Source organism: Serratia rhizosphaerae (assembly GCF_009817885.1).
Lineage (GTDB): Bacteria > Pseudomonadota > Gammaproteobacteria > Enterobacterales > Enterobacteriaceae > Serratia_B > Serratia_B rhizosphaerae.
The window spans coordinates 1,712,606-1,734,989 of record NZ_CP041764.1 but is presented as its reverse complement, the minus strand read 5'-3'; the positions used below and the strand labels follow the sequence as shown (position 1 = coordinate 1,734,989).

The window sequence follows — 22,384 nt, the reverse complement described above, 5'->3', positions numbered from 1 at the left end:
GGTTCTTAGTTACAAACAACAAGCAAATAAGGAAAAGATAGAATGGCTAAGGGGCAATCTTTGCAAGATCCGTTCCTGAACGCATTGCGTCGTGAACGTGTTCCGGTTTCTATTTATTTGGTGAATGGTATTAAGCTGCAAGGCCAGATTGAGTCTTTTGACCAGTTTGTCATTCTGTTGAAAAACACAGTAAGCCAGATGGTGTATAAGCACGCTATTTCTACCGTTGTCCCATCGCGCCCGGTTTCGCATCACAGCAACAATCCGAGCGGCGGCAGCAATAACTATCACCATGGTAATAATCCGTCTGCGCAGCAACAGCCGCAGCAGGAAAGCGATGACGCTGAATAAGGCGCATTGCAAGACAACCATGACGGGGAACGTAAGCAGCCTTGCGCTGTTTATGTCCCCCACACTCGCGGTTGATATCCGTTTGAGAGGTTGCACGCTTGTTTGACCGTTATGAAGCCGGTGAGCAGGCCGTACTGGTTCATATCTATTTCTCGCAGGACAAAGATACGGAAGATCTCAGCGAATTCGAGTCGCTGGTCTCTTCAGCCGGTGTTCAGGCTTTGCAAGTGGTGACTGGCAGCCGCAAAGCCCCGCACCCGAAGTACTTTGTCGGTGAAGGAAAGGCCGAAGAAATTGCAGATGCGGTGAAAGCCAGCGGCGCGTCTGTTGTCCTGTTTGATCATGCCCTTTCCCCGGCGCAGGAAAGAAACCTTGAGCGTCTGTGTGAATGCCGGGTTATCGACCGCACCGGGTTGATTCTAGACATCTTTGCCCAGCGCGCCCGTACTCATGAAGGCAAGCTGCAGGTAGAGCTGGCGCAGTTGCGCCATATCGCCACGCGTTTGGTGCGCGGTTGGACGCACCTGGAGCGCCAGAAAGGGGGGATCGGCCTGCGCGGGCCGGGGGAAACCCAATTAGAGACCGACCGTCGTTTGTTGCGCGATCGTATCAGCTTGATTCTGCGCCGCCTGGAGCGGGTAGAGAAGCAGCGTGAACAAGGCCGACGGGCGCGTACCCGCGCCGACGTGCCGACCGTCTCACTGGTCGGCTATACCAACGCCGGCAAGTCCACCCTGTTCAACCGTATGACATCCGCCGAGGTTTACGCGGCGGATCAGCTGTTTGCCACGCTGGATCCCACCTTGCGACGCATCGACGTCGCAGACGTCGGCGATACGGTGTTGGCGGATACCGTAGGGTTTATTCGACATCTTCCGCACGACCTGGTCGCCGCCTTTAAGGCGACGCTGCAGGAAACGCGGCAGGCATCGTTGCTGCTGCATGTGATCGACGCCGCAGATAGCCGCGTTGACGAGAACATGGAAGCCGTAAACAGCGTGCTGACAGAGATCGAGTCGGACGAGATACCTACACTGTTGGTGATGAACAAAATAGATATGCTGGATGATTTTGTTCCGCGTATCGACCGCAACGATGAAAATTTACCGATCCGCGTGTGGCTGTCCGCCGTCAGCGGGGAAGGTATTCCGTTGTTGTATCAGGCGTTGACGGAGCGCTTATCGGGGGAAATCGCGCATCATGAGCTGCGCTTACCGCCACGGGCAGGCCGTCTTCGTAGCCGTTTTTACCAGCTTCAGGCAATCGAAAAAGAGTGGAACGAAGAAGACGGCAGCATTGGCATGGTGGTGCGTATGCCGATAGTGGAGTGGCGTCGCCTGTGTAAACAGGAACACGATCTGATTAACTTTATAGTATGATCATATCCTGTTACATTTGTGCACTCGGTCTGCGGGCGTTATAGGGGCGGCAAATTTTTGCTGTGGCCCGCGCGTGAACCTGAAGTACCCAATCACAGAATAATGGAGCTAAAACATGGCGTGGAATCAGCCCGGTAATAACGGACAGGACCGCGACCCGTGGGGGAGCAGCAATAATAATGGCGGCAACTCTGGCGGTAACAAAGGCGGTCGTGATCAAGGGCCACCTGATTTAGACGATATCTTCCGCAAGCTGAGCAAGAAATTGAGCGGCCTGGGCGGAGGCAAAGGCTCTAACGGCAATAGCGGCGGCAGCGGCGCGGGCTTCAGCGGCCGTATCATCGGCATCGCGGCGGTTGCTGTGGTGGTGATTTGGGCGGCCAGCGGCTTCTATACCATTAAAGAAGCTGAACGCGGCGTGGTCACGCGCTTCGGCAAGTTCAGCCATCTGGTGCAGCCGGGTCTGAACTGGAAGCCGACCTTTATTGATGAAGTGCGTCCGGTGAACGTGGAATCGGTGCGCGAACTGGCGGCATCCGGCGTGATGCTGACCTCCGATGAGAACGTGGTGCGGGTCGAGATGAACGTGCAGTATCGCGTGACCGATCCGGAAGCCTACCTGTTCAGCGTGGTGAACGCTGACGACAGCCTGAGCCAGGCGACCGACAGTGCCCTGCGCGGCGTGATCGGCAAGTATTCCATGGACCGCATCCTGACTGAAGGACGTACCGTGGTGCGTAACGATACCCAACGCATGCTGGAAGAGACCGTGCGTCCGTACAAAATGGGCATCACGCTGCTGGACGTCAACTTCCAGGCGGCGCGTCCGCCGGAAGAGGTGAAGGCGTCGTTCGATGATGCCATCGCCGCACGTGAGAACGAGCAGCAGTACATCCGTGAAGCGGAAGCCTACGCCAACGAAGTTCAGCCGCGTGCGAACGGTCAGGCGCAGCGTCTGTTGGAAGACGCCAAGGCGTATAAAGACCGTACCGTCCTGGAAGCTCAGGGTGAGGTGGCGCGCTTTGCCAAACTGTTGCCGGAATACAAGTCCGCGCCGGAAATTACCCGTGAGCGCTTGTATATCGAAACCATGGAAAAAGTCCTGAGCCATACCCGCAAGGTGCTGGTGAATGACAAAGGCAACAACCTGATGGTGCTGCCACTGGAGCAGATGCTGCGCGGCCAGGCCGGCGCATCCAGCGACAGCGGCAACAAAGATACCAGCCTGATTCGTCTCAACCCTGCGCCGTCGACTTCCGGCAACAACGCCGGCAGCAAACCGCAGAACAGCGGTTCGGTTATGGACCAACGCCGGGCGAATGCGCAGCGTGACGATACCACTCGCGTAGGGAGACAATAATCAATGCGTAAGTCTTTTGTAGTTATCCTCCTCGTGGTGCTGGTAGCGCTTTATGCTTCACTGTTTGTGGTGCAGGAAGGCCAGCGCGGCATCGTTCTGCGCTTCGGCAAGGTACTGCGTGATGACGAAAACAAACCGCTGATTTATGAGCCGGGCCTGCACTTCAAGATCCCGTTTATTGAATCGGTGAAAAATCTGGATGCGCGTATTCAGACCATGGAGAACCAGGCCGATCGCTTCGTGACCAGCGAGAAGAAAGACCTGATCGTTGACTCCTACCTGAAGTGGCGCATCAGCGACTTCAGCCGTTACTATCTGGCGACCGGCGGCGGCGACGTCTCCCAGGCCGAGGTGCTGCTGAAGCGTAAGTTCAGTGACCGTCTGCGTTCTGAAATCGGTCGTCTGGATGTGAAAGACATCGTGACCGACTCACGCGGCAAGCTGATGTCCGACGTGCGTGATGCGTTGAACACCGGTACGCTGAACAACGGCGAAGAGTTGCCGAAGACCGAAGCCGATGACGCTATCGCCTCTGCGGCGGCGCGTGTTGAGCGTGAAACCACCGGCAAACAGCCGCAGGTGAATCCGAACAGCATGGCGGCGCTGGGTATTGAAGTGGTTGACGTGCGTATCAAGCAGATCAACCTGCCGGCGGAAGTGTCCGATGCCATTTACCAGCGTATGCGCGCGGAGCGTGAAGCGGTAGCACGTCGTCTGCGTTCGCAGGGCCAGGAAGAAGCCGAGAAGCTGCGTGCCAGCGCGGACTACGAGGTAACGCGTACGTTGGCGGAAGCCGAGCGTCAGGCGCGTATCACCCGCGGTGAAGGGGATGCCGAAGCGGCCAAACTGTTCGCCAATGCGTTCAGCCAGGATCCTAACTTCTATGCCTTTATCCGTAGCCTGCGTGCTTATGAAGCCAGCTTCAAAGAGAACCAGGACGTGATGGTGCTTAGCCCGGACAGCGATTTCTTCCGCTATATGAAATCGCCGGATTCGTCGCGTAAATAAGGCGTTAAAACAGTGACCGGGGGGTCCGTGTTAGCACGGGCCCCTTCTTTTTTGGGGTAGGGCATGAATGTAACAATTTGGCTAGCGTTAGGTTTGGTGCTGGTGTTGGAAGGTCTGGGACCGATGCTGTTTCCGCGCGCCTGGCGTAAAATGATCCTGACGATCTCGCAATTGCCGGACGCCACGCTGCGTCGTTTCGGTGGTGGAATAGTGGTTGCCGGCATCGTGATCTACTATATGTTGAGCACGCGCCTTGGTGGCTGAAGTGTAGCCGAAAAAATACGCAATCGTATGCGAAAAGTGCTGAAACTCTGAAATTACGGTGCTAGAATCCATTTTTAAGCAATCGGTGATTTCGAAAATGGGTAAGAACGTCGTCGTACTGGGCACCCAATGGGGTGACGAAGGTAAGGGCAAGGTCGTAGACCTGCTGACTGAACGGGCTAAATATGTTGTGCGCTACCAAGGTGGCCATAACGCTGGCCACACTCTGGTTATCAACGGTGAAAAAACCGTTCTTCATTTGATTCCCTCTGGCATCCTGCGTGAAAACGTCACCAGCATCATCGGCAACGGTGTTGTACTGGCGCCTGACGCGCTGATGAAAGAAATGGGCGAACTTGAAGCGCGCGGCGTCCCGGTACGCGAGCGTCTGTTGTTGTCCGAAGCCTGTCCGCTGATCCTGCCTTACCACGTTGCGCTGGATGTGGCCCGTGAAAAAGCGCGCGGCGCGAAAGCCATCGGCACCACCGGTCGCGGCATTGGCCCGGCTTATGAAGATAAAGTCGCCCGTCGCGGTCTGCGCGTTGGCGATCTGTTCGATAAAGAGTCTTTCGCGGTTAAGCTGAAAGAGATCATCGAATACCACAACTTCCAGTTGGTTAACTACTACAAAGCCGAACCGGTCGACTTCCAGTCTACGCTGGACTACGTGATGTCCATCGCCGACATCCTGACCGCGATGGTGGTTGACGTGTCCGAACTGCTGGACGGCGCGCGCAAGCGTGGCGATCTGATCATGTTCGAAGGCGCGCAGGGTACGCTGCTGGATATCGACCACGGTACCTATCCGTACGTCACCTCGTCCAACACCACCGCTGGCGGCGTTGCCACCGGTTCCGGCATTGGCCCGCGTTATGTCGACTACGTGCTGGGCATCGTGAAAGCCTACTCGACCCGCGTTGGCGCAGGTCCGTTCCCGACCGAACTGTTTGACGAAACCGGCGAGTACCTGTGCAAGCAGGGCAACGAATTCGGCGCCACCACCGGTCGTCGTCGTCGTACCGGCTGGCTGGATGCGGTTGCCGTGCGTCGTGCGGTGCAGATCAACTCCCTGTCCGGCTTCTGCCTGACCAAACTGGACGTGCTGGACGGCCTGAAAGAAGTGAAAATTTGCGTGGGCTACCGCATGCCGGACGGCCGCGAAATGACCACCACGCCGCTGGCGGCTGAAGGTTGGGAAGGTATTGAACCGATCTACGAAAGCATGCCGGGCTGGAGCGAAACCACCTTTGGTGTGAAAGAGTACAGCAAACTGCCGCAGGCGGCGCTGAACTACATCAAGCGTCTTGAAGAGCTGACCGGCGTACCGGTAGACATTATCTCTACCGGCCCGGACCGTAGCGAAACCATGGTTCTGCGCGACCCGTTCGACGCATAATCGGTTTTTCTGCATTAAACAAACCGGGCTGAGTCCCGGTTTGTTTTTTTTTCCGGCTTGCGCTCTGGTTGGCTGTCCCCGCATCACTGAGCGGTGTCAGCGCAGCGCACATAACGTTGAGGATAGCGGTTATTCCCACTTTCTGCAGTTTCCCGTCAAAAACACTGCCACCGTTCTGTCATAAAGTCTTTCATGCGCTAAATAATTAGCGGCAAACTCGCCGGCTGGTTTATTATCCAATAGCAATCTTTTGAAAAATGCCGAAAAGCGGCACATCAAACGCAAACGGGCCCTATCGCGCCCAGAGGTAAACGTGCAGTTAACAAGTTTTACTGATTATGGCCTGCGGGCGCTGATTTATCTGGCATCGCTCCCGAAGGATAAAATGACCAGCATTTCGGAAGTGACCGAGGTGTATGGCGTATCCCGCAACCATATGGTGAAAATAATCAACCAGTTGAGCCGTATTGGCCTGGTCACGGCCGTACGCGGTAAAAATGGCGGCATCCGGTTGGGCAAACCGGCTGAAACCATCCGTCTTGGCGACGTGGTGCGGGCGCTGGAACCGCTCGCCCTGGTTAACTGCAGCAGCGATTTTTGCCACATCACCCCGGCCTGCCGACTGAAGCAGGTACTGCAACAAGGGGTACAGAATTTCCTTGAAGAGTTGGATAACTACACTTTGGCCGATATGGTTGAAGATAATCCGCCGCTCTACAAGCTATTGCTTGTCGAATAAAACGTCGTTGAGAAGACAAGGCTCAGCGACATCCTGCTGATGACAACGGAGGAACCGCAATGTCACAAGATCCATTCTTGGAACGAGAAGCAGAAAAATACGAATCCCCAATCCCGAGCCGCGAATTCATCCTTGCCCATTTGGCCAAGCGTGAGACGCCGGCCAGCCGCGAAGAGCTGGCGAAAGAACTGAACCTGACCAGTGATGAACATCTGGAGGCGCTGCGTCGCCGCCTGCGCGCCATGGAGCGCGATGGCCAGCTGGTGTTTACCCGCCGCCAGTGCTACGCGCTGCCGGAGCGGCTGGATCTGCTGCGCGGCACGGTGATTGGCCATCGCGACGGCTATGGTTTTTTACGCGTTGAAGGACGTAAAGACGACCTGTATCTCTCCGCTGAGCAGATGAAGATGGCGATCCACGGCGACGTGGTGCTGGCGCAGCCGCTGGGTGCGGACCGCAAAGGGCGGCGTGAGGCGCGTATTGTGCGGGTACTGGTGCCGAAGACCAGCCAGATTGTCGGCCGTTTCTTTATGGATGCCGGCACCGGTTTTGTAGTGCCTGACGACAGCCGCCTGAGCTTTGACATCCTGATCCCGAACGATGCGGTAGCCGGTGCGCGCATGGGCTATATGGTGGTGGTTGAGCTGACCCAGCGTCCGACGCGCCGCACCAAGGCAGTAGGGAAAATCGTCGAGATCCTCGGCGATAAAATGGGCACCAGCATGGCGGTGGATATCGCGCTGCGCACCCATGAAATTCCTCATGCCTGGCCGCCGCTGGTGGAGAAACAGGTGGCCGATCTCAGCGAGCAGGTGCCGGAAGAGGCCAAACAGGGGCGCGTGGATCTGCGTAAGCTGCCGCTGGTTACCATCGACGGCGAAGACGCCCGTGATTTCGATGACGCCGTTTACTGCGAGAAAAAACGCGGCGGCGGCTGGCGGCTGTGGGTAGCCATTGCTGACGTCAGCTACTACGTGCGTCCGGGCACCGCGCTGGATGACGAAGCGCGCGGTCGCGGCAACTCGGTATACTTCCCGTCGCAGGTGGTGCCGATGCTGCCGGAAGTATTGTCCAACGGGCTGTGCTCGCTGAACCCGCAGGTCGATCGCCTGTGCATGGTGTGTGAAATGACCATCTCCGCGCAGGGGCGCCTCTCCACCGCCAAGTTCTATGAGGCGGTGATGAGCTCCCATGCGCGTCTGACTTATACCAAGGTGTGGCACATTCTGCAGGGCGACCAGGAGCTGCGTGAGCAGTACCATCCGCTGGTCAAGCACCTGCAGGAATTGCACAACATGTACAAGGTGCTGGATCAGGCGCGCGCCGAGCGCGGCGGCATCGCGTTTGAGACCGAAGAGGCCAAGTTTATTTTCAATGCCGAGCGCCGCATTGAACGCGTGGAGCCGACGGTGCGTAACGACGCGCACAAACTGATCGAAGAGTGCATGATCCTGGCGAATATCGCCGCAGCGCGCTTTGTTGAGAAGCGTAACGAGCCGGCGCTGTTCCGCGTGCACGATCGTCCGAGCGACGATCATATCTCCGCACTGCGCAGCGTACTGGGCGAGCTGGGACTGACGCTGGGCGGCGGCAATAAACCGCAGCCGAAGGATTACGCTACGCTGATGGATGAAGTGGCCGATCGCCCGGATCATGAAATGCTGCAGACTATGCTGCTGCGTTCGATGAAGCAGGCGATTTACGATCCGGAAAACCGCGGCCACTTTGGTTTGGCGCTGTCGTCGTACGGTCACTTTACCTCGCCGATCCGTCGTTATCCCGATCTGGCACTGCACCGGGCGATTAAATACCAACTGGCGAAAGAGCACGGCGAGCCTCAGCATCGCTGGACGCCGACCGGCGGCTGGCACAGCGATCTCGACGAGATGCTGCAGCTGGGCCTGCACTGCTCGATGACCGAGCGCCGTGCCGATGAAGCCACGCGCGATGTGGCCGACTGGCTGAAGTGCGACTTTATGCAAGACCACGTCGGCGAACAGTTTACCGGCATTATCGCCAGCGTAACCGGCTTTGGCTTCTTCGTCCGCTTGAACGATCTGTTTATCGATGGTCTGGTGCACGTCTCGACGCTGGATAACGATTACTACCGCTACGATAATATCGGTCAGCGGCTGATCGGCGAATCTTCCGGAACGGTTTATCGTCTGGGTGATACGGTGGAAATCCGCGTTGAGGCGGTGCATATGGATGAGCGCAAGATTGATTTCGTGCTGATCTCCAGCACCCGCAAGCCGCGCGGCGAAGGTAAAACCGAACGCGAGCGGGCGAAGAAAGGCGGGCAGCGTACGCTGCGCGACGGCAACGGCAATGGCCGTAAGCGTCGCGGCGGCAAAGCGCCGGCCAACTTTGAGCCGGACAGCGCCTTCCGTAAGGATGACGCCAAGCCGGCGGGCAAAGTGAAGAAAGACAAGAAGGCCAAAGCGAAGAAAGCATCGGCCAAAACCAAAAAGATTGCCGCGGCCACCAAGGCCAAGCGTGCCGGCAAGACGAAAGGTGCGGAGCAGGGCTGACCTGCCGCACGGTAATTATCACCGGCCGACCGACGTCGGCCGCACGGTTAAAAGAGCATCATGAGCGAAATTATTTACGGTATCCACGCCGTTAAAGCCCTGTTGGAACGTGACCCGCAACGCTTCCTGGAAGTGTTTATCCTGAAAGGCCGCGACGACCGTCGTCTGCAGCCGCTGATCGCCGAGCTGGAGGCCACCGGCATTGTGATTCAGGTGGCGAACCGGCAGTGGCTGGATGACAAGGTGGAAGGCGCGGTGCACCAGGGGATCGTCGCCCGCGTGCGCGAAGGTCGTCAGTATCAGGAAAATGACCTGCCGGGGCTGCTGGAAAGCGTCGATACGCCTTTTCTGCTGATTCTGGACGGCGTGACCGACCCGCACAACCTTGGCGCCTGCCTGCGCAGCGCCGACGCTGCCGGCGTACATGCGGTGATCGTACCGCGCGATCGTTCCGCGCAGCTGAACGCGACGGCGAAGAAAGTGGCCTGCGGCGCGGCGGAAAGCGTGCCGCTGATCCGTGTCACCAACCTGGCGCGCACCATGCGTTTGCTGCAGGAGATGAACGTGTGGATTGTCGGTACCGCCGGCGAAGCCGATCATACTCTGTATCAGAGCAAGCTGACCGGGCCGATGGCGCTGGTGATGGGCGCAGAAGGCGAAGGCATGCGCCGTCTGACGCGCGAGCACTGCGATGAGCTGATCAGCATTCCGATGGCGGGCAGCGTCTCCTCGCTGAACGTGTCGGTCGCCACCGGCGTTTGCCTGTTCGAAGCGGTGCGCCAGCGCAGCTGATCCCTGCGGGCCAGGCATCGTCTGGCCCGCTGTTTTCCCCGCCTATATCCCATCCTGTGCGCCGCCCCGCGGCAGAAATCGTCACGTCGGCCATACTGTTTGCTGAGGTCTTGAACAGGGAGCAGGTCTATGGTCTGGCATACGCACGATGTCTTTAATCAGCCCAAACCGCTGGGCAACAGCAACCTTTTTCTTTCCGATACGCCGCTGCGCGAGGCGGTGCAGCGCGAGCAGGCCGGCTGGGACAGCGAGGTGTTGGCCTCGCTGGGACAACAGCTGGGCACCCAGGAATCGTTAGAGCTGGGGCGGCTGGCCAACGCCAACCCGCCGGAGTTATTGCGTTACGACGCCTGCGGCCAACGGCTTGACGACGTTCGCTTCCATCCCGCCTGGCACATTCTGATGCAGGGGCTGGTGGCTAACCGGGTACACAACCTGCCGTGGGAGGAGGAAGCGCGCGTCGGTTCGGTGGTCGCCCGTGCGGCGCGTTTTATGCTGCATGCGCAGGTGGAGGCCGGCACGCTGTGTCCCATCACCATGACTTACGGCGCCACGCCGCTGTTGCAGCGCACCCTGCCGGCGGTGTTCAGCGACTGGCTGCCGCCGCTGCTGTCCGACCGTTATGATGCCCATCTGCTGCCGGGGGCGCAGAAGCGCGGTCTGTTGATCGGCATGGGTATGACGGAAAAGCAGGGCGGTTCCGACGTGCTGAGTAACACTACCACGGCGACGCCGCTGGCCGGACGTGGCAACGGCGAGCTTTACCGCCTGGTGGGGCATAAATGGTTTTTCTCGGTGCCGCAGAGCGATGCGCATCTGGTGTTGGCGCAGGCCGGCGGCGGGCTGTCCTGCTTTTTCCTGCCGCGTATCCTGCCCGACGGCACGCGTAATGCGGTGCGGTTGGAGCGGCTGAAGGACAAGCTCGGCAACCGTTCAAATGCCAGCAGCGAGGCGGAGTTTCTTGACGCCAGCGCCTGGCTGCTGGGCGACGAGGGCGATGGCGTGCGGCAAATCCTCAAAATGGGCGCGCTGACCCGCTTTGACTGTGCGCTCGGCAGCCACGGGCTGATGCGTCGTGCGCTGTCGGTGGCGCTGTATCACGCCCATCAGCGCCAGGCCTTCGGCAAAACGCTGATCCAGCTGCCGCTGATGCGCCAGCAGCTGGCGCGTATGGCGCTACGGCTAGAGGCGCAGGTCGCGGCGCTGATGCGGTTGGCGCGCGCCTATGGCGACGTTGGCAGCCCGTTGGCGCAGGGGCTGAGCCGCATTATGACGTCGGCGGCGAAGTTTGAAGTCTGCCGTCAGGGGAGCCCTTTTGTCGCCGAGGCGATGGAGGCGCTGGGCGGCATCGGCTATTGCGAAGAGAGCGAACTGCCGCGTCTGTATCGCGAGATGCCGGTCAACAGCATCTGGGAAGGTTCGGGCAATATTATGAGCCTGGACGTGCTGCGCGCCTGGACGAAAAGCAGCGCGGTACAGGAGGCGGTACAGCAGGAGTTCAGCGAGGTCAAAGGGCAGAACCGCCACTTCGATCGCCAGTGGCGACAGCTGATGCAGCAGCTGCGTAAGGGACAGGAGGCGCAGGGGCGGAGCATGACGGCGCAGCTGTTTAATCTGCTTGCGGCGGCGCAGCTGTTGCGCAGCGCAGCGCCGTCGCTGGCGGAGGCCTGGTGTCAGATGGCGTTGGATGCGCGCGGCGATCGCGTACTGCCGGAGACGCTGTGCGCATCGCTGCTTGACAGAGCGATGGGCGGCTAGGCATAAAGTAGCGCCGGCGTGAAACATTTTGTCACACGGCATCGGCCCGTAAAGGGATAACGACTCTCGTTCAGGAAGGATTATATGGATATCATTAGCGCACTGGCGGCGTTTGCCGCCTACTTTTTCAGCGGTTTTGCCATGGTGCTGGTCTTTTTGTTTATTTACACCCGCATCACGGCGCATGACGAATGGGCATTGATTAAACAGAATAATCAGTCTGCCGCATTCGGTTTCGTCGGCGCCTGTCTGGGGTATGTGATTCCCCTGGCCAGTGCGGCGATCAACTCGGTCAGCCTGCTGGATTACGTGATCTGGGGCGCGGTCGCGCTGGTGGTGCAACTGCTGCTGTTTGCCGCAGTGAAAGTCTATATGCCGCGCATCAGCGATAAAATTGAGGCCAACCATCTGGCGGCGGGGATTTTCCTCGGCGGCGTCTCCATCAGCGGCGGCGTATTGAATGCGGCGTGCATGACATATTAATCAATTATCGAAAACGGAAGGTACAGGCCATGGCCGGCAAACGGCGCGCGCAGACGGCGCGCAACACGCAGAGTACGCCCGCGTTCAAGCGTTATTCATCACCGTCTACCACACGCAAGTCGCCGCAGCTGTTGACGCTGGTGTTGATGGGCGGCGCAGCCGGAGCGGTGTGGTATAGCCTGGATGATCCCGCGCCCGAGCAGGCGGTGATTTATCATTCGGTGTCCGCCTGCGTGGATGCCGGCAATAGTCGGGCAGTGTGCCAGAACAGCTATCAGCAGGCGCAGGAAGCGCTGCGGCTCGACAGCCTGGGGTTTACCCGGATAGACAGCTGCGAGTCCCACTATGGCGCGTATAACTGCACCTATGATTTACCGACGCAACACTTTATTCCGAGGATGGCGGGCTTTACGCTGGCGACGAATGCTCAGGATGATGAAAGTGGCGCGTCTTCCTCCTCGTCCGGTGGTAGCTATTACGGCGGCGGTGCAAGTTCGCGCGCGCGTCCCTTCTTCCGCTCGCGCGACAGGTTCAATGAGCTGCAAACGCCGGGCGACCGCGAAAGCTGGCGCCTGAAAAGCGCGGGCAACGTTCAGCCGGCGTCGGCGCAGACGGTCTCACGCGGCGGTTTTGGCTCTTCATCGCGCAGTTGGGGTGGTTAACGGTGCTACGTTTACCGATGACGCCGCGCCGCAACCTGGCAGACATCGCCGCCTGTTACGGTTTCCACTTTCATATCATCGACGGCGAGCCTTATTGGGATGAGTCGCGCGCCTACCGTTTTACCCTGCAACAGATAGAACAGGGGATTGAAGCACCGACCGAAGAGCTGCACGCCATGTGTCTGGATCTGGTCGGTCGGGTGGTGGCGGACGATGCCCTGCTGACGCAGCTGGCGATCCCTGAACTGTACTGGGATGCCATCGCCGCCAGCTGGCGGCGGCAAGAGCCGTCGCTGTATGGCCGGATGGATTTTGCCTGGGGCGGCAGCGGGCCGGTGAAGCTGCTGGAGTATAACGCCGATACCCCGACCTCTTTGTACGAAAGCGCATTTTTCCAGTGGCTCTGGCTGGCGGACTCGGTGGCGGCCGGGCGCATTCCGGCAGGGGCAGACCAGTTTAACTCCCTGCAGGAACAGCTGATCCAGCGCTTTGCGCTGTGGCGCAGCGCCGATCCGCTCTACTTTTGCTGCTGTCGCGATTCGCAGGAGGATCGCGGTACCGTGCGTTATCTGGAGGACTGCGCGCGTCAGGCCGGGCTGGATACCCGTTTTCTGCATATGGAGGAGATTGGTCTCGGCGTTGGCGGCGTATTCACCGACCTGCAGGATCGGACGTTGCGTCAGGCGTTTAAGCTCTATCCGTGGGAATGGATGATGCGCGACGATTTCGGCCCCGCGCTGCGCGGCGGGCGTACGCAATGGCTGGAGCCGCTGTGGAAAAGCATCGTGAGCAACAAGGGGATTCTGCCCTTGCTGTGGCGCTGGTACCGCGGCCATCCGAACCTGCTGCCGGCCTATTTTGCTGAGGAGGTGCAGCGGCCGGGCTGGCGACTGGCGCAAGAGATGGGGGCGCAGTGGCGTGGTTTTGTGCGTAAGCCGCTGTATTCCCGCGAAGGCGCCAATGTGGCGATGTTCAGCGATCGGGACGGGTTGCGCTGTGAGGCGATGACCGGCGGCGACTATGCGCAGGAAGCGCAGATTTGGCAGGCCTGCGCGCCGTTGCCGCGTTTTGGCGATGACTATACGCTGATCGGCAGCTGGCTGGTGGGCGACCGAGCGGCGGGCATCGGCCTGCGGGAGGATAATTCGCCGATCACCAAAGACACGTCACGCTTTGTGCCGCACTTTATCGCTTAGCGATACAAAATGGCCTGTGAGTACCACTGCCCGGGCACCACGGTTTCGCTGTTCATAATAATCAGGTAGTAGCGGGCGCCGCTGGCGGTAGCCTTTTTCTGGATGGCGTCTTCCACGTTCATCGGGCTGCCGTGCACCAGCGCGCTGACGGTGGTCATCTTTTCCAGGCCAAAGGTCTGCGCCCGGGTGACCTCCTGCGCCTGTCCGGCAATCGGCGGCGGTGGCGGTTTGGGCGTGGTGGTCATCAGGCCGCAGCCGGATAACGCGGCCAGCAGCGTCAGCAGGGCGGCAGTGCGTGTAAGAGTCATCGGCGACCTCGCTATTTTTATCGCAGTCTCACAAGTGTAATGCTTAAGCATAAGCTGGAACAGAATGAGCTAATGCTCACGGCGTTTTTTTGCCATGATAGAGCGGCTTGCGGAGCAATAAGAGGTTTATCAATGGTTGAGCTATTTGACGAACGCGTTGGGGAAACCGCGGTTATTCATGCGGTGCCGGCCGGGAAATATGAGCACCCCTTGCCGACGGTGTTCTTTTATCACGGTTACTGCTCATCGAAAGAAGTGTATGCCTATTTTGGCTATGCGCTGGCGAAGGCCGGATTCCGCGTGATATTGCCGGACGCCGACCAGCATGGCGCACGCTATCATGGCGATGAACAGCGGCGGCTGGCGCAGTTCTGGGACATCCTGAAAAGCAATATCGACGAACTGCCGGCGCTGCGGACGCATTTTGCACAGCGCGGGCTGATTGACGGTGCGCGCGTCGGCGTTGCCGGGGCGTCGATGGGCGGCATGACCACGCTGGGAGCGCTGACGCGCTATCCGTGGATCGCCGCGGCGGCCAGCCTGATGGGGTCCGGTTCGTTTACCTCGCTATCACGCACGCTGTTTCCGCCGCTGGATGCGCACGGGCAACCGCTGGCTGACGCACAGCATGCCGCATACCTGGCGCCGCTGGCGGATGATGAGTTTGAGCGGCAGTGGGATAAGTTGGCCGAACGCCCGCTGCTGCTGTGGCACGGCGAAGCCGATGATGTGGTGCCCGCGGCGGAAAGCCTGCGACTGGCGCAGGTGTTGCGCGAGCGCGGTCTGGCCGAGCGGCTGACGGTGGCGGTTGAGGCGGGCGTGAAGCACCGCATTACGCCGGCGGCGCTGGACGCCTGCGTGGGTTTTTTCCGCGTCGCGTTATAAAAAAGCCCCCTGCAAGCAGGGGGCGTTGGGTTGGATTACCATTTTAGACTGCCGCTTTTGGCTGCGGCTTGGTTCCCTGGTGTTGATCGTTCGGTTAGCGGTACAGTTCGGCGCTGACGTGAATCGACGCGTTGCTGCCCGGCTCATGCAGGGCGATGACGCGATAAGCGCCGGCGCCGCGCCGTTCGGCGATTTGTCTGACCTGCGCCTCGGCGTCGTCGGGAGACACCACGTTGCGGTTCAGGGTAATAAAGCCCATGCTCTGGCGCTGTGACGCCTGATGGGCGTCAATCTCTTCCGCGGCCATCGTACCGCTGGAAAACAGTAATGCTGCAAGCATGGCGAGAGTGGCGTGTTTCATAAAGCCTCGCTTAACTCTTTGACCCGGTCGGTCCGGCAGCGATGATCGTGGGGCAAAAAGTTATTTGTCTGTCTTGAATAACCTTGAATCTTTTCGTCGCGCTGTCTGCGGCGGATATGTTTAATTCTAGTCCGTTCTCACAGATAAAAAAGCGCAGCTATTTGATGGGGTTTTTCAAAAAATATGAATAAAGCGTCGCGGTTGATGATGATTTTATTGAAAGATTCCTGCCGTATGCCCCGGTTACCGTCCGCGGCAAATCGTGCGCTTTGGCCTGTTCCGCCGCCCGGCGACGAATAAATCCCACTCTGTTCTTGAGTTTCCGCCCCTGCGCCAGTATGATTACGCGTCATTTTTCAGCCGCACACAAACACGTTCCTTGCTTCCATGGGCCGCGGTTGACCCTGACAGGAGGCTGAATAATCCGTAAGGAGCAATTCGATGCGTCATTACGAAATCGTTTTTATGGTCCATCCTGACCAAAGCGAACAGGTTCCGGGCATGATCGAGCGTTACAGTGCTACCATCACTAACGCGCAAGGTCAGATTCACCGTCTGGAAGACTGGGGCCGCCGTCAACTGGCTTACCCGATCAACAAACTGCACAAAGCTCACTACGTTCTGCTGAACGTTGAAGCGCCGCAGGAAGCGATCGATGAGCTGGAAACTAACTTCCGCTTCAACGACGCCGTTATCCGCAGCATGGTTATGCGCGTTAAGCACGCGGTAACTGAAGCATCTCCAATGGTTAAAGCGAAAGACGAACGTCGTGGCGAGCGCCGCGAAGAGTTCTCTAACGAAACCACTGAAGAAGCAGATGCTGGGGATTCTGAAGAGTAATTGCCGCCGTGACGACTAATCGTCTGGTTTTGTCTGGCACGCTGTGCAAGCAACCGGTGCGAAAGGTAAGTCCTTCCGGCATTCCCCACTGCCAGTTTGTGCTTGAGCACAGATCGACGCAGACAGAGGCCGGATTCAGCAGACAAGCATGGTGCCGCATGCCCGTGGTTGTCAGCGGACAACAGTCACAAGCACTGACTCAAAGATTAACGGTCGGCAGTCAGGTTACCGTTCAAGGTTTTGTTAGCTGCCATCAAGGGCGCAACGGCCTGAACAAATTGGTCCTGCATGCCGAGCAGATTGAATTGATAGATTCTGGAGACTAGCCAAATGGCACGTTATTTCCGTCGTCGCAAGTTCTGCCGTTTCACCGCGGAAGGCGTTCAAGAGATTGACTATAAAGACATCGCTACGCTGAAAAACTACATCACTGAAAGTGGTAAAATTGTCCCGAGCCGTATCACCGGTACTCGTGCAAAATATCAGCGCCAGCTCGCCCGTGCTATCAAGCGCGCGCGCTACCTGTCTTTGTTGCCGTACACTGATCGTCATCAGTAATCGGCCACTGTCCATTAACGACTTTGAGAGGATAAGGTAATGCAAGTTATTCTGCTTGATAAAGTAGCAAACCTGGGCAGCCTGGGTGATCAAGTTAACGTTAAAGCGGGCTACGCCCGTAACTTCCTGGTACCACAGGGCAAAGCTGTTCCTGCTACCAAGAAAAACGTCGAGTTCTTCGAAGCACGCCGTGCTGAACTGGAAGCCAAACTGGCTGACGTTCTGGCTGCTGCCGAAGCGCGCGCAACCAAGATCAACGAACTGGCTACAGTTACCATCGAGTCTAAAGCAGGCGACGAAGGTAAACTGTTCGGCTCTATCGGCACCCGCGACATCGCTGACGCAGTTACTGCTGCCGGCGTTGAAGTTGCCAAGAGCGAAGTTCGCCTGCCGAACGGCGTTCTGCGTACCACTGGTGAGCACGAAGTGCACTTCCAGGTACACAGCGACGTGTTCGCACAGCTGAATGTAGTTGTGGTTGCTGTCGCTTAATCGCGATTGCTACCCAAGCAAAACGCCAGCCTCGTGCTGGCGTTTTGCTTTTCTGCCGCCGGTAAAATGCGTTATGGTGCCAGTGACGACAAGGAGGCAACGATGACGCAGATCCGGTTACAGCGCGTGTATGACTTCAGCGGCCCGGCGCCGCACTGTTTTCTGATCGATCGGCTGTGGCCGCGGGGCATCAGCAAGCAGCGGCTGGAAGGCGTTGAATGGCTGAAAGAGGTGGCGCCCAGCGGTGAACTGCGCCGGTGGTTCCATCATCATACTGACCAGTGGGACGCGTTTGTCGTGCGCTATCGGCAGGAGTTAGCGGCCAGCAGCGCCTGGCAGCCGCTGACAGCGCTGTTGCGGCAGGGCGAAAGTCTGACCCTGCTGTACGGCAGCAAGGACACACAGCACAACCAGGGGGTTGTACTGCGTGATTTTCTCTTGGAGCAGGTGCCGGCTTAGCGCTGGCGACGATAGCCGCCGTCGGCCTGACGACGGAAGGTGACCAGTCTGTTGTCGAGCGCGGTGACCGACAGCGCGATAATCACCCCATTGCTATCCCGTTCGATACGCACTTCCTGCCCGGCTTTCAGATTGCTCAGCGGCTTATCATTACCTTCCACCTGCGCCATGGCGAACACTTCATTAACCGGCAGGTTATTGTCGCGGAACAGCTGCGCCAGCGTCTGGCCGGGCTGAATGCGGTAACGCTGCCATTGCCCGCCCGGATCTGATTCTGCGGTAGCCGGCTGCATATCGGTTTGCTGCGCGCTTTGTGGTTCTAGACGTCCCGGGCGCTCATCGCGATCCGGCGAATAGGGCCACAGCAGTGACAGCAGCAGTAAGGCGCCGAAGATGATGACCCAGCGGCGGTGGAAATAGGGCAACGGTTCCAGCCAGCCGAAGCCGTCCGGCAGATGCCAGATTTTCAACAGTAGCGCTTTGATCCCCTGTCCCTGACCGCTTGCAGGCGGCAGCTGAGAATCCGACCCTGCGGACATCTGCCGCGGTGCGCCGAACTTCATGCGTTGGCTGACACGTTGCCAGACGCGTAGTAACGACCGCTGGGTGCGGGTGGTTTTCCTTCTCCTGGGCGCGATTCTGCCCATGGTGACCTCTCTTCAACGGCGTAAATTGCCACAGTACCAATGGTGTGCCGACGGTCCGATGACCCGTTTTCAGTATAGTCCGCTAACTGCTTGATGTGAAAGGCAGCGGCGTGATTGTACGGCGGGGGCGGCAACGGGCATTAACAGAAGGTCATTGTTTCTTTTTCTACGCGAAAAGTCATCATTCTCGACACAAGATTTTACCCGGCTTTCCGGCACTGTTATGCTGCGCCTTCGACTTTTTACAGACTTAAGGAAAACCCCATGACAACCCCTTCTTTTGACAGCGTTGAAGCGCAAGCAAGCTACGGGATTGGTTTACAGGTCGGCCAGCAACTGCAGGAATCCGGTCTGGAAGGTTTACAACCGGACGCTCTGCTGGCTGGTCTGCGTGATGCGCTGGAAGGGAATGCCCCGGCGGTTCCCGTTGACGTCGTACATCGCGCGCTGCGTGAAATCCACGAGCGTGCGGATGCCGTACGTCGTGAGCGTCAGCAGGCGATGGCGGTAGAAGGCCAGAAATTCCTGGAAGAAAATGCCAAGCGTGATGATGTGACGCTGACTGAATCCGGCCTGCAGTTCTCCGTGCTGCAGCAGGGCAACGGCCCGATCCCGTCCCGTCAGGACCGTGTGCGCGTACATTACACCGGCCGCCTGATTAACGGCGATGTGTTCGACAGCTCCGTTGAGCGCGGCCAGCCGGCCGAGTTCCCGGTTACCGGCGTGATTGCCGGCTGGATCGAAGCCCTGACGCTGATGCCGGTTGGCTCCAAGTGGCAGCTGTATATCCCGCACAACCTGGCCTACGGCGAGCGTGGTGCCGGCGCTGCTATCCCTCCGTTCAGCGCGTTAGTGTTTGAAGTGGAACTGTTGGAAATCCTGTAAGCGGAATTGACAAAGCGGGGCGCCAGATGGCGCCCCGTTTGTTATTTAGCGCGCTGCGTCTGCGGGCGGCGTTTGCAGGCCGACCTGGTAAATTGCAAAGCCGATGCGGTCGTTGCCGAGCGGCTTCAGCGGGTAACGGGCGTTTTGCCGGATAAACGCCGCGGCCTTGTCGCTTGGCGAGGTTTCAAAACGGATATCCAGCGGCTGTGCGGCGTCGATGTTGGCCAGACGCCAGTTATTGTCCGCCTGCGGATGCACCGCCCCGTGTTTTTTACTCTCCGCGCCAATATAGGCCGCCAGTACGGCGCGGTTCTCATCCGGCGAGGCGAAGGCGATGTGCTTGTCGCCGGTGCCGGCAAATTTGCCGCCATAGGCGCGGTAGTTGTTGGTTGCTACCAGGAAGGTGGCGTTCGGGTCGATCGGTTTGCCGTTGAAGGTCAGCTGTTTGATCCGCTCCGCTTTATCATTGATTAACTGACATTCACCGTCGTAGCGCGCCGGCTGACTGACGTCTACCTGGTAGCTGACGCCGTCAATCACGTCGAAGTTATAGGTGCGGAAGCCGTCCCAGTTAATCAGGCTCTGCGGCTTACTGCTGTTGACGTCGATGCGGTTAAACTGCCCGGCGGAGCACTCCAGCCACTCTTTCACCTCTTTACCGCTGGCTTTGACCACCACCAGCGTATTGGGGTAGAGATACAGATCGGCCGCGTTGCGGAAAGTTAGCTGCCCTTTTTCCACTTCCACGAAGCTGGCCGGATCGTTTTTGCGGCCGCCCACCTTGAACGGCGCGGCGGCGGACAGCACCGGCAGATCCGCCAGATCGGGATCGCCCTGAATGTAGTGCTCCACATAGGCTTTCTGCGCGTTGTTGACGATCTGCACCGTCGGATCGTCCTGCACCAAAGCCAGATAGCTGTACATATTGCCGTCGGACTTGCCGATCGGCTGGCTGACGAACTCGCGGGTGCCCTTATGATCGTCGGCCAGCACCTTCACCAGACCGGCGTCTTCCGCCGCCAGCGAACGTTTGGCGGCGCTGTCGTAAATCGGCCGCGCCTCGGCCTTGGCGCGGGTGACCGCCCAGCGGCCGCTGTCGTTACTGAGCTGTAAATCCACCACGCCGAGGTGATCGCCCCATTGGCCCGGCATCACTGCCGGTACGCCGTTCAGCAGGCCCTGCTCAATATCGGCGCCTTTAATGGCGGCGAAGTCCTTACTGGGAAAGACCGCGTGGGCGTGGCCGAACATAATGGCGTCGATGCCCGGCACCTGGCTGAGGTAGTAGACCGAATTTTCCGCCATGGCTTTATAAGGCGAGCTGGAGAGGCCGGAGTGGGGAATGGCGATCACCAGATCGGCCCCTTGCTGACGCATTTCCGGCACGTAGCGTTTGGCGGTGGCGGTAATATCGTTGACCGTGACCTTACCCTGCAGGTTGGCCTTGTCCCAGACCATAATCTGCGGCGGGACGAAACCGATATAGCCGATGCGCAGCGTGTGCGTGTGGCCGTCGCGGTCTTTTACCGGCGTATCGACGATAATATACGGGGTGAACAGCGGTTTCTGGGTTTTGCTGTCGATAACGTTGGCGTTAACGTAGGGGAACTTGGCACCGGCGAGGGCGGTTTGCAGGTAATCAAGGCCGTAATTGAACTCGTGGTTGCCGATATTGCCTACCACATAATCCAGCTGGTTCAGCGCCTTGTAGACCGGGTGTACGTCGCCTTTGCGCAGCCCCTTGGCCGCCATATAGTCCGCCATCGGGCTGCCCTGAATAATATCGCCATTGTCGACCAGCACGCTGTTAATCGTCTGCCCGCGCGCCTGCTGGATTAGGCTGGCGGTGCGCACCAGTCCAAATTTTTCGGTGGGCTTATCCTTATAGTAATCAAAGTCCATCATGTTGCCGTGCAGGTCGGTGGTTTCCAGCACGCGCAGGTCGACCGTCGCCGCCTGTGCCGTGGCGGAAATCAGCAGGGCGAGGGCGGATAATGCCAGCGGACGTTTCATCATTATTGGTGTTCTCCATGCCATGATGTTTTTGGCGCCTTCTCGGAGAGAAGCCGCAAAGAACGATGTAATTATGCTTACTTGCCATCAGAAAGCGTGAAGTGTGGCAGAAAATCCCCGTAGGCACAGCGGGAAAGCTCACAGTTACGCGCCGGCAAACTTGAATTATTACCAGGCTTTACCACGCCGGGATGGATATTCCCGGCAAAAAAAACTAGTCTGCTAGCAAAGGTTGCGGGAGATTTCCCATGGAATTGTTTGATCTGAGGTGAATGATGTTAGAGCAAATTTGCCAGCTTTCCCGCGAGGCGGGCGCTGCAATTATGGCGGTCTATCACGGCGAACAGCCGCTTGACGCCGCGGTGAAAAAAGATGATTCACCGGTTACCGCCGCCGATTTAGCGGCTCACGGCATCATCAAGGCGGGCCTGGCGGCGCTGACGCCGGATATTCCGCTGCTGTCGGAAGAAGATCCGCCGGCGTGGGAAGAGCGCCAGCACTGGACGCGTTATTGGCTGGTGGACCCGCTCGACGGCACCAAAGAGTTTTTGCAGCGCAACGGCGAATTTACCGTCAATATCGCGTTGATTGAGGACGGCCAGGCGGTGATGGGCGTGGTGTATGCGCCGGCGCTGGACGTGCTGTATCTGGCGGAGCACGGCAAGGCGTGGAAAGAAGAAAAAGGGCAACGCCGGTCTATTCATGTCATGGAAGGGCAGCCGCCGTTGGTGGTGGTCAGCCGTTCGCATAGCGATGATGAGCTGAAGGATTACCTGAAACAGCTGGGCGTGCACCAAACCATCTCGGTGGGGTCGTCGCTAAAATTCTGTCTGGTGGCGGAAGGCAAGGCGCAATTGTATCCGCGCTTTGGGCCGACCAATATCTGGGATACCGCAGCAGGTCATGCGGTAGCGGTCGCTGCCGGGGCCCAGATTCACGATTGGCAAGGCAAGCCGTTGCTTTATACGCCTCGTGAATCTTTCCTCAACCCCGGCTTTCGCGTGTCGCTGTTCTGAT

At 58.6% G+C, this 22,384-nt stretch carries 26 protein-coding genes; 21 read left to right on the top strand and 5 right to left on the bottom strand.

What is annotated here, in order from left to right; translation table 11 throughout:
- Positions 1-42 precede the first annotated feature (42 nt).
- From hfq to FO014_RS08130, 13 genes are all read left to right on the top strand, one after another.
- On the top strand, positions 43-351 hold the full coding sequence (gene hfq / locus FO014_RS08190; protein ID WP_015344293.1) for an RNA chaperone Hfq: 309 nt from the start codon (positions 43-45) through the stop codon (positions 349-351).
- A 98-nt stretch (positions 352-449) separates the two neighbouring features.
- Positions 450-1,730, top strand: coding sequence for a ribosome rescue GTPase HflX (hflX, locus tag FO014_RS08185; protein WP_160028912.1), 1,281 nt, complete (start codon positions 450-452; stop codon positions 1,728-1,730).
- Positions 1,731-1,845: 115 nt separating this feature from the next.
- Positions 1,846-3,090, top strand: coding sequence for an FtsH protease activity modulator HflK (gene hflK / locus FO014_RS08180; RefSeq protein WP_160028910.1), 1,245 nt, complete (start codon positions 1,846-1,848; stop codon positions 3,088-3,090).
- Positions 3,091-3,093: 3 nt separating this feature from the next.
- A complete protein-coding gene (gene hflC, locus FO014_RS08175; protein ID WP_160028908.1) occupies positions 3,094-4,098 on the top strand; it encodes a protease modulator HflC in 1,005 nt (334 codons plus the stop codon).
- Positions 4,099-4,161: 63 nt separating this feature from the next.
- Positions 4,162-4,362, top strand: a complete 201-nt coding sequence (locus FO014_RS08170) for a DUF2065 domain-containing protein (protein ID WP_160028906.1) — start codon at positions 4,162-4,164, stop codon at positions 4,360-4,362.
- A gap of 97 nt (positions 4,363-4,459) precedes the next feature.
- Positions 4,460-5,758, top strand: a complete 1,299-nt coding sequence (locus FO014_RS08165; protein WP_160028904.1) for an adenylosuccinate synthase — start codon at positions 4,460-4,462, stop codon at positions 5,756-5,758.
- Positions 5,759-6,071: 313 nt separating this feature from the next.
- Positions 6,072-6,497 carry a nitric oxide-sensing transcriptional repressor NsrR gene (nsrR, locus tag FO014_RS08160; protein ID WP_105229485.1) on the top strand — a complete coding sequence of 142 codons (426 nt, stop codon included), beginning with the start codon at positions 6,072-6,074 and terminating at the stop codon, positions 6,495-6,497.
- Between the two features lie 59 nt (positions 6,498-6,556).
- Positions 6,557-9,028, top strand: coding sequence for a ribonuclease R (gene rnr / locus FO014_RS08155; protein WP_160028902.1), 2,472 nt, complete (start codon positions 6,557-6,559; stop codon positions 9,026-9,028).
- A gap of 60 nt (positions 9,029-9,088) precedes the next feature.
- On the top strand, positions 9,089-9,820 hold the full coding sequence (rlmB, locus tag FO014_RS08150) for a 23S rRNA (guanosine(2251)-2'-O)-methyltransferase RlmB (RefSeq protein WP_015344301.1): 732 nt from the start codon (positions 9,089-9,091) through the stop codon (positions 9,818-9,820).
- 129 nt (positions 9,821-9,949) lie between these two features.
- On the top strand, positions 9,950-11,578 hold the full coding sequence (locus FO014_RS08145) for an isovaleryl-CoA dehydrogenase (RefSeq protein WP_160028900.1): 1,629 nt from the start codon (positions 9,950-9,952) through the stop codon (positions 11,576-11,578).
- 84 nt (positions 11,579-11,662) lie between these two features.
- Positions 11,663-12,061: a DUF350 domain-containing protein gene (locus tag FO014_RS08140; RefSeq protein ID WP_105229488.1), complete on the top strand. Its 399-nt coding sequence runs from the start codon at positions 11,663-11,665 to the stop codon at positions 12,059-12,061.
- Between the two features lie 29 nt (positions 12,062-12,090).
- Positions 12,091-12,723, top strand: a complete 633-nt coding sequence (locus FO014_RS08135) for a DUF1190 domain-containing protein (protein WP_160028898.1) — start codon at positions 12,091-12,093, stop codon at positions 12,721-12,723.
- A gap of 2 nt (positions 12,724-12,725) precedes the next feature.
- Positions 12,726-13,919, top strand: coding sequence for a glutathionylspermidine synthase family protein (locus FO014_RS08130; protein ID WP_160028896.1), 1,194 nt, complete (start codon positions 12,726-12,728; stop codon positions 13,917-13,919).
- Here FO014_RS08130 and bsmA read toward each other — a convergent pair.
- The gene (bsmA, locus tag FO014_RS08125) at positions 13,916-14,227 is read right to left on the bottom strand and encodes a biofilm peroxide resistance protein BsmA (protein ID WP_160028894.1); all 312 of its coding nucleotides are present in this window, start codon (positions 14,225-14,227) and stop codon (positions 13,916-13,918) included. The two genes, FO014_RS08130 and bsmA, sit on opposite strands and share 4 nt — an antisense overlap.
- 132 nt (positions 14,228-14,359) lie before the next feature.
- On the opposite strand from bsmA, the gene yjfP reads away from it, so the two are divergent.
- A complete protein-coding gene (gene yjfP, locus FO014_RS08120; RefSeq protein ID WP_160028892.1) occupies positions 14,360-15,112 on the top strand; it encodes an esterase in 753 nt (250 codons plus the stop codon).
- Between the two features lie 94 nt (positions 15,113-15,206).
- Here the strand turns inward: yjfP and FO014_RS08115 are convergent, their stop codons facing one another.
- Positions 15,207-15,473, bottom strand: coding sequence for a YdgH/BhsA/McbA family protein (locus tag FO014_RS08115; protein ID WP_160028890.1), 267 nt, complete (start codon positions 15,471-15,473; stop codon positions 15,207-15,209).
- Between the two features lie 137 nt (positions 15,474-15,610).
- Positions 15,611-15,826 carry a hypothetical protein gene (locus FO014_RS23765; RefSeq protein WP_201282923.1) on the bottom strand — a complete coding sequence of 72 codons (216 nt, stop codon included), beginning with the start codon at positions 15,824-15,826 and terminating at the stop codon, positions 15,611-15,613.
- Between the two features lie 88 nt (positions 15,827-15,914).
- Between FO014_RS23765 and rpsF the strand changes: the two genes are divergently transcribed.
- From rpsF to FO014_RS08085, 5 genes are all read left to right on the top strand, one after another.
- Positions 15,915-16,313, top strand: a complete 399-nt coding sequence (gene rpsF, locus FO014_RS08105; RefSeq protein WP_105229494.1) for a 30S ribosomal protein S6 — start codon at positions 15,915-15,917, stop codon at positions 16,311-16,313.
- 8 nt (positions 16,314-16,321) lie between these two features.
- Entirely contained in the window at positions 16,322-16,639 is a 318-nt protein-coding gene (gene priB / locus FO014_RS08100; RefSeq protein WP_015344308.1) for a primosomal replication protein N, read from the top strand.
- 4 nt (positions 16,640-16,643) lie between these two features.
- The gene (rpsR, locus tag FO014_RS08095) at positions 16,644-16,871 is read left to right on the top strand and encodes a 30S ribosomal protein S18 (protein ID WP_000135199.1); all 228 of its coding nucleotides are present in this window, start codon (positions 16,644-16,646) and stop codon (positions 16,869-16,871) included.
- Between the two features lie 39 nt (positions 16,872-16,910).
- Complete coding sequence (rplI, locus tag FO014_RS08090) at positions 16,911-17,363, top strand: 50S ribosomal protein L9 (protein WP_015670575.1); 453 nt, start codon at positions 16,911-16,913, stop codon at positions 17,361-17,363.
- Between the two features lie 102 nt (positions 17,364-17,465).
- A complete protein-coding gene (locus FO014_RS08085) occupies positions 17,466-17,822 on the top strand; it encodes a DUF488 domain-containing protein (protein ID WP_160028886.1) in 357 nt (118 codons plus the stop codon).
- Here the strand turns inward: FO014_RS08085 and FO014_RS08080 are convergent.
- Positions 17,819-18,469: a LysM-like peptidoglycan-binding domain-containing protein gene (locus FO014_RS08080; protein WP_160028884.1), complete on the bottom strand. Its 651-nt coding sequence runs from the start codon at positions 18,467-18,469 to the stop codon at positions 17,819-17,821. The genes FO014_RS08085 and FO014_RS08080 overlap by 4 nt on opposite strands.
- 264 nt (positions 18,470-18,733) lie before the next feature.
- Between FO014_RS08080 and bamJ the strand changes: the two genes are divergently transcribed.
- Positions 18,734-19,354, top strand: coding sequence for a BamJ family beta-barrel-assembly machinery protein (gene bamJ, locus FO014_RS08075; RefSeq protein ID WP_015670578.1), 621 nt, complete (start codon positions 18,734-18,736; stop codon positions 19,352-19,354).
- A gap of 45 nt (positions 19,355-19,399) precedes the next feature.
- Here the strand turns inward: bamJ and FO014_RS08070 are convergent, their stop codons facing one another.
- Positions 19,400-21,370, bottom strand: coding sequence for a bifunctional 2',3'-cyclic-nucleotide 2'-phosphodiesterase/3'-nucleotidase (locus FO014_RS08070; RefSeq protein WP_160028882.1), 1,971 nt, complete (start codon positions 21,368-21,370; stop codon positions 19,400-19,402).
- A gap of 272 nt (positions 21,371-21,642) precedes the next feature.
- Between FO014_RS08070 and cysQ the strand changes: the two genes are divergently transcribed.
- The gene (gene cysQ, locus FO014_RS08065; protein WP_201282938.1) at positions 21,643-22,383 is read left to right on the top strand and encodes a 3'(2'),5'-bisphosphate nucleotidase CysQ; all 741 of its coding nucleotides are present in this window, start codon (positions 21,643-21,645) and stop codon (positions 22,381-22,383) included.
- Position 22,384 lies beyond the last annotated feature (1 nt).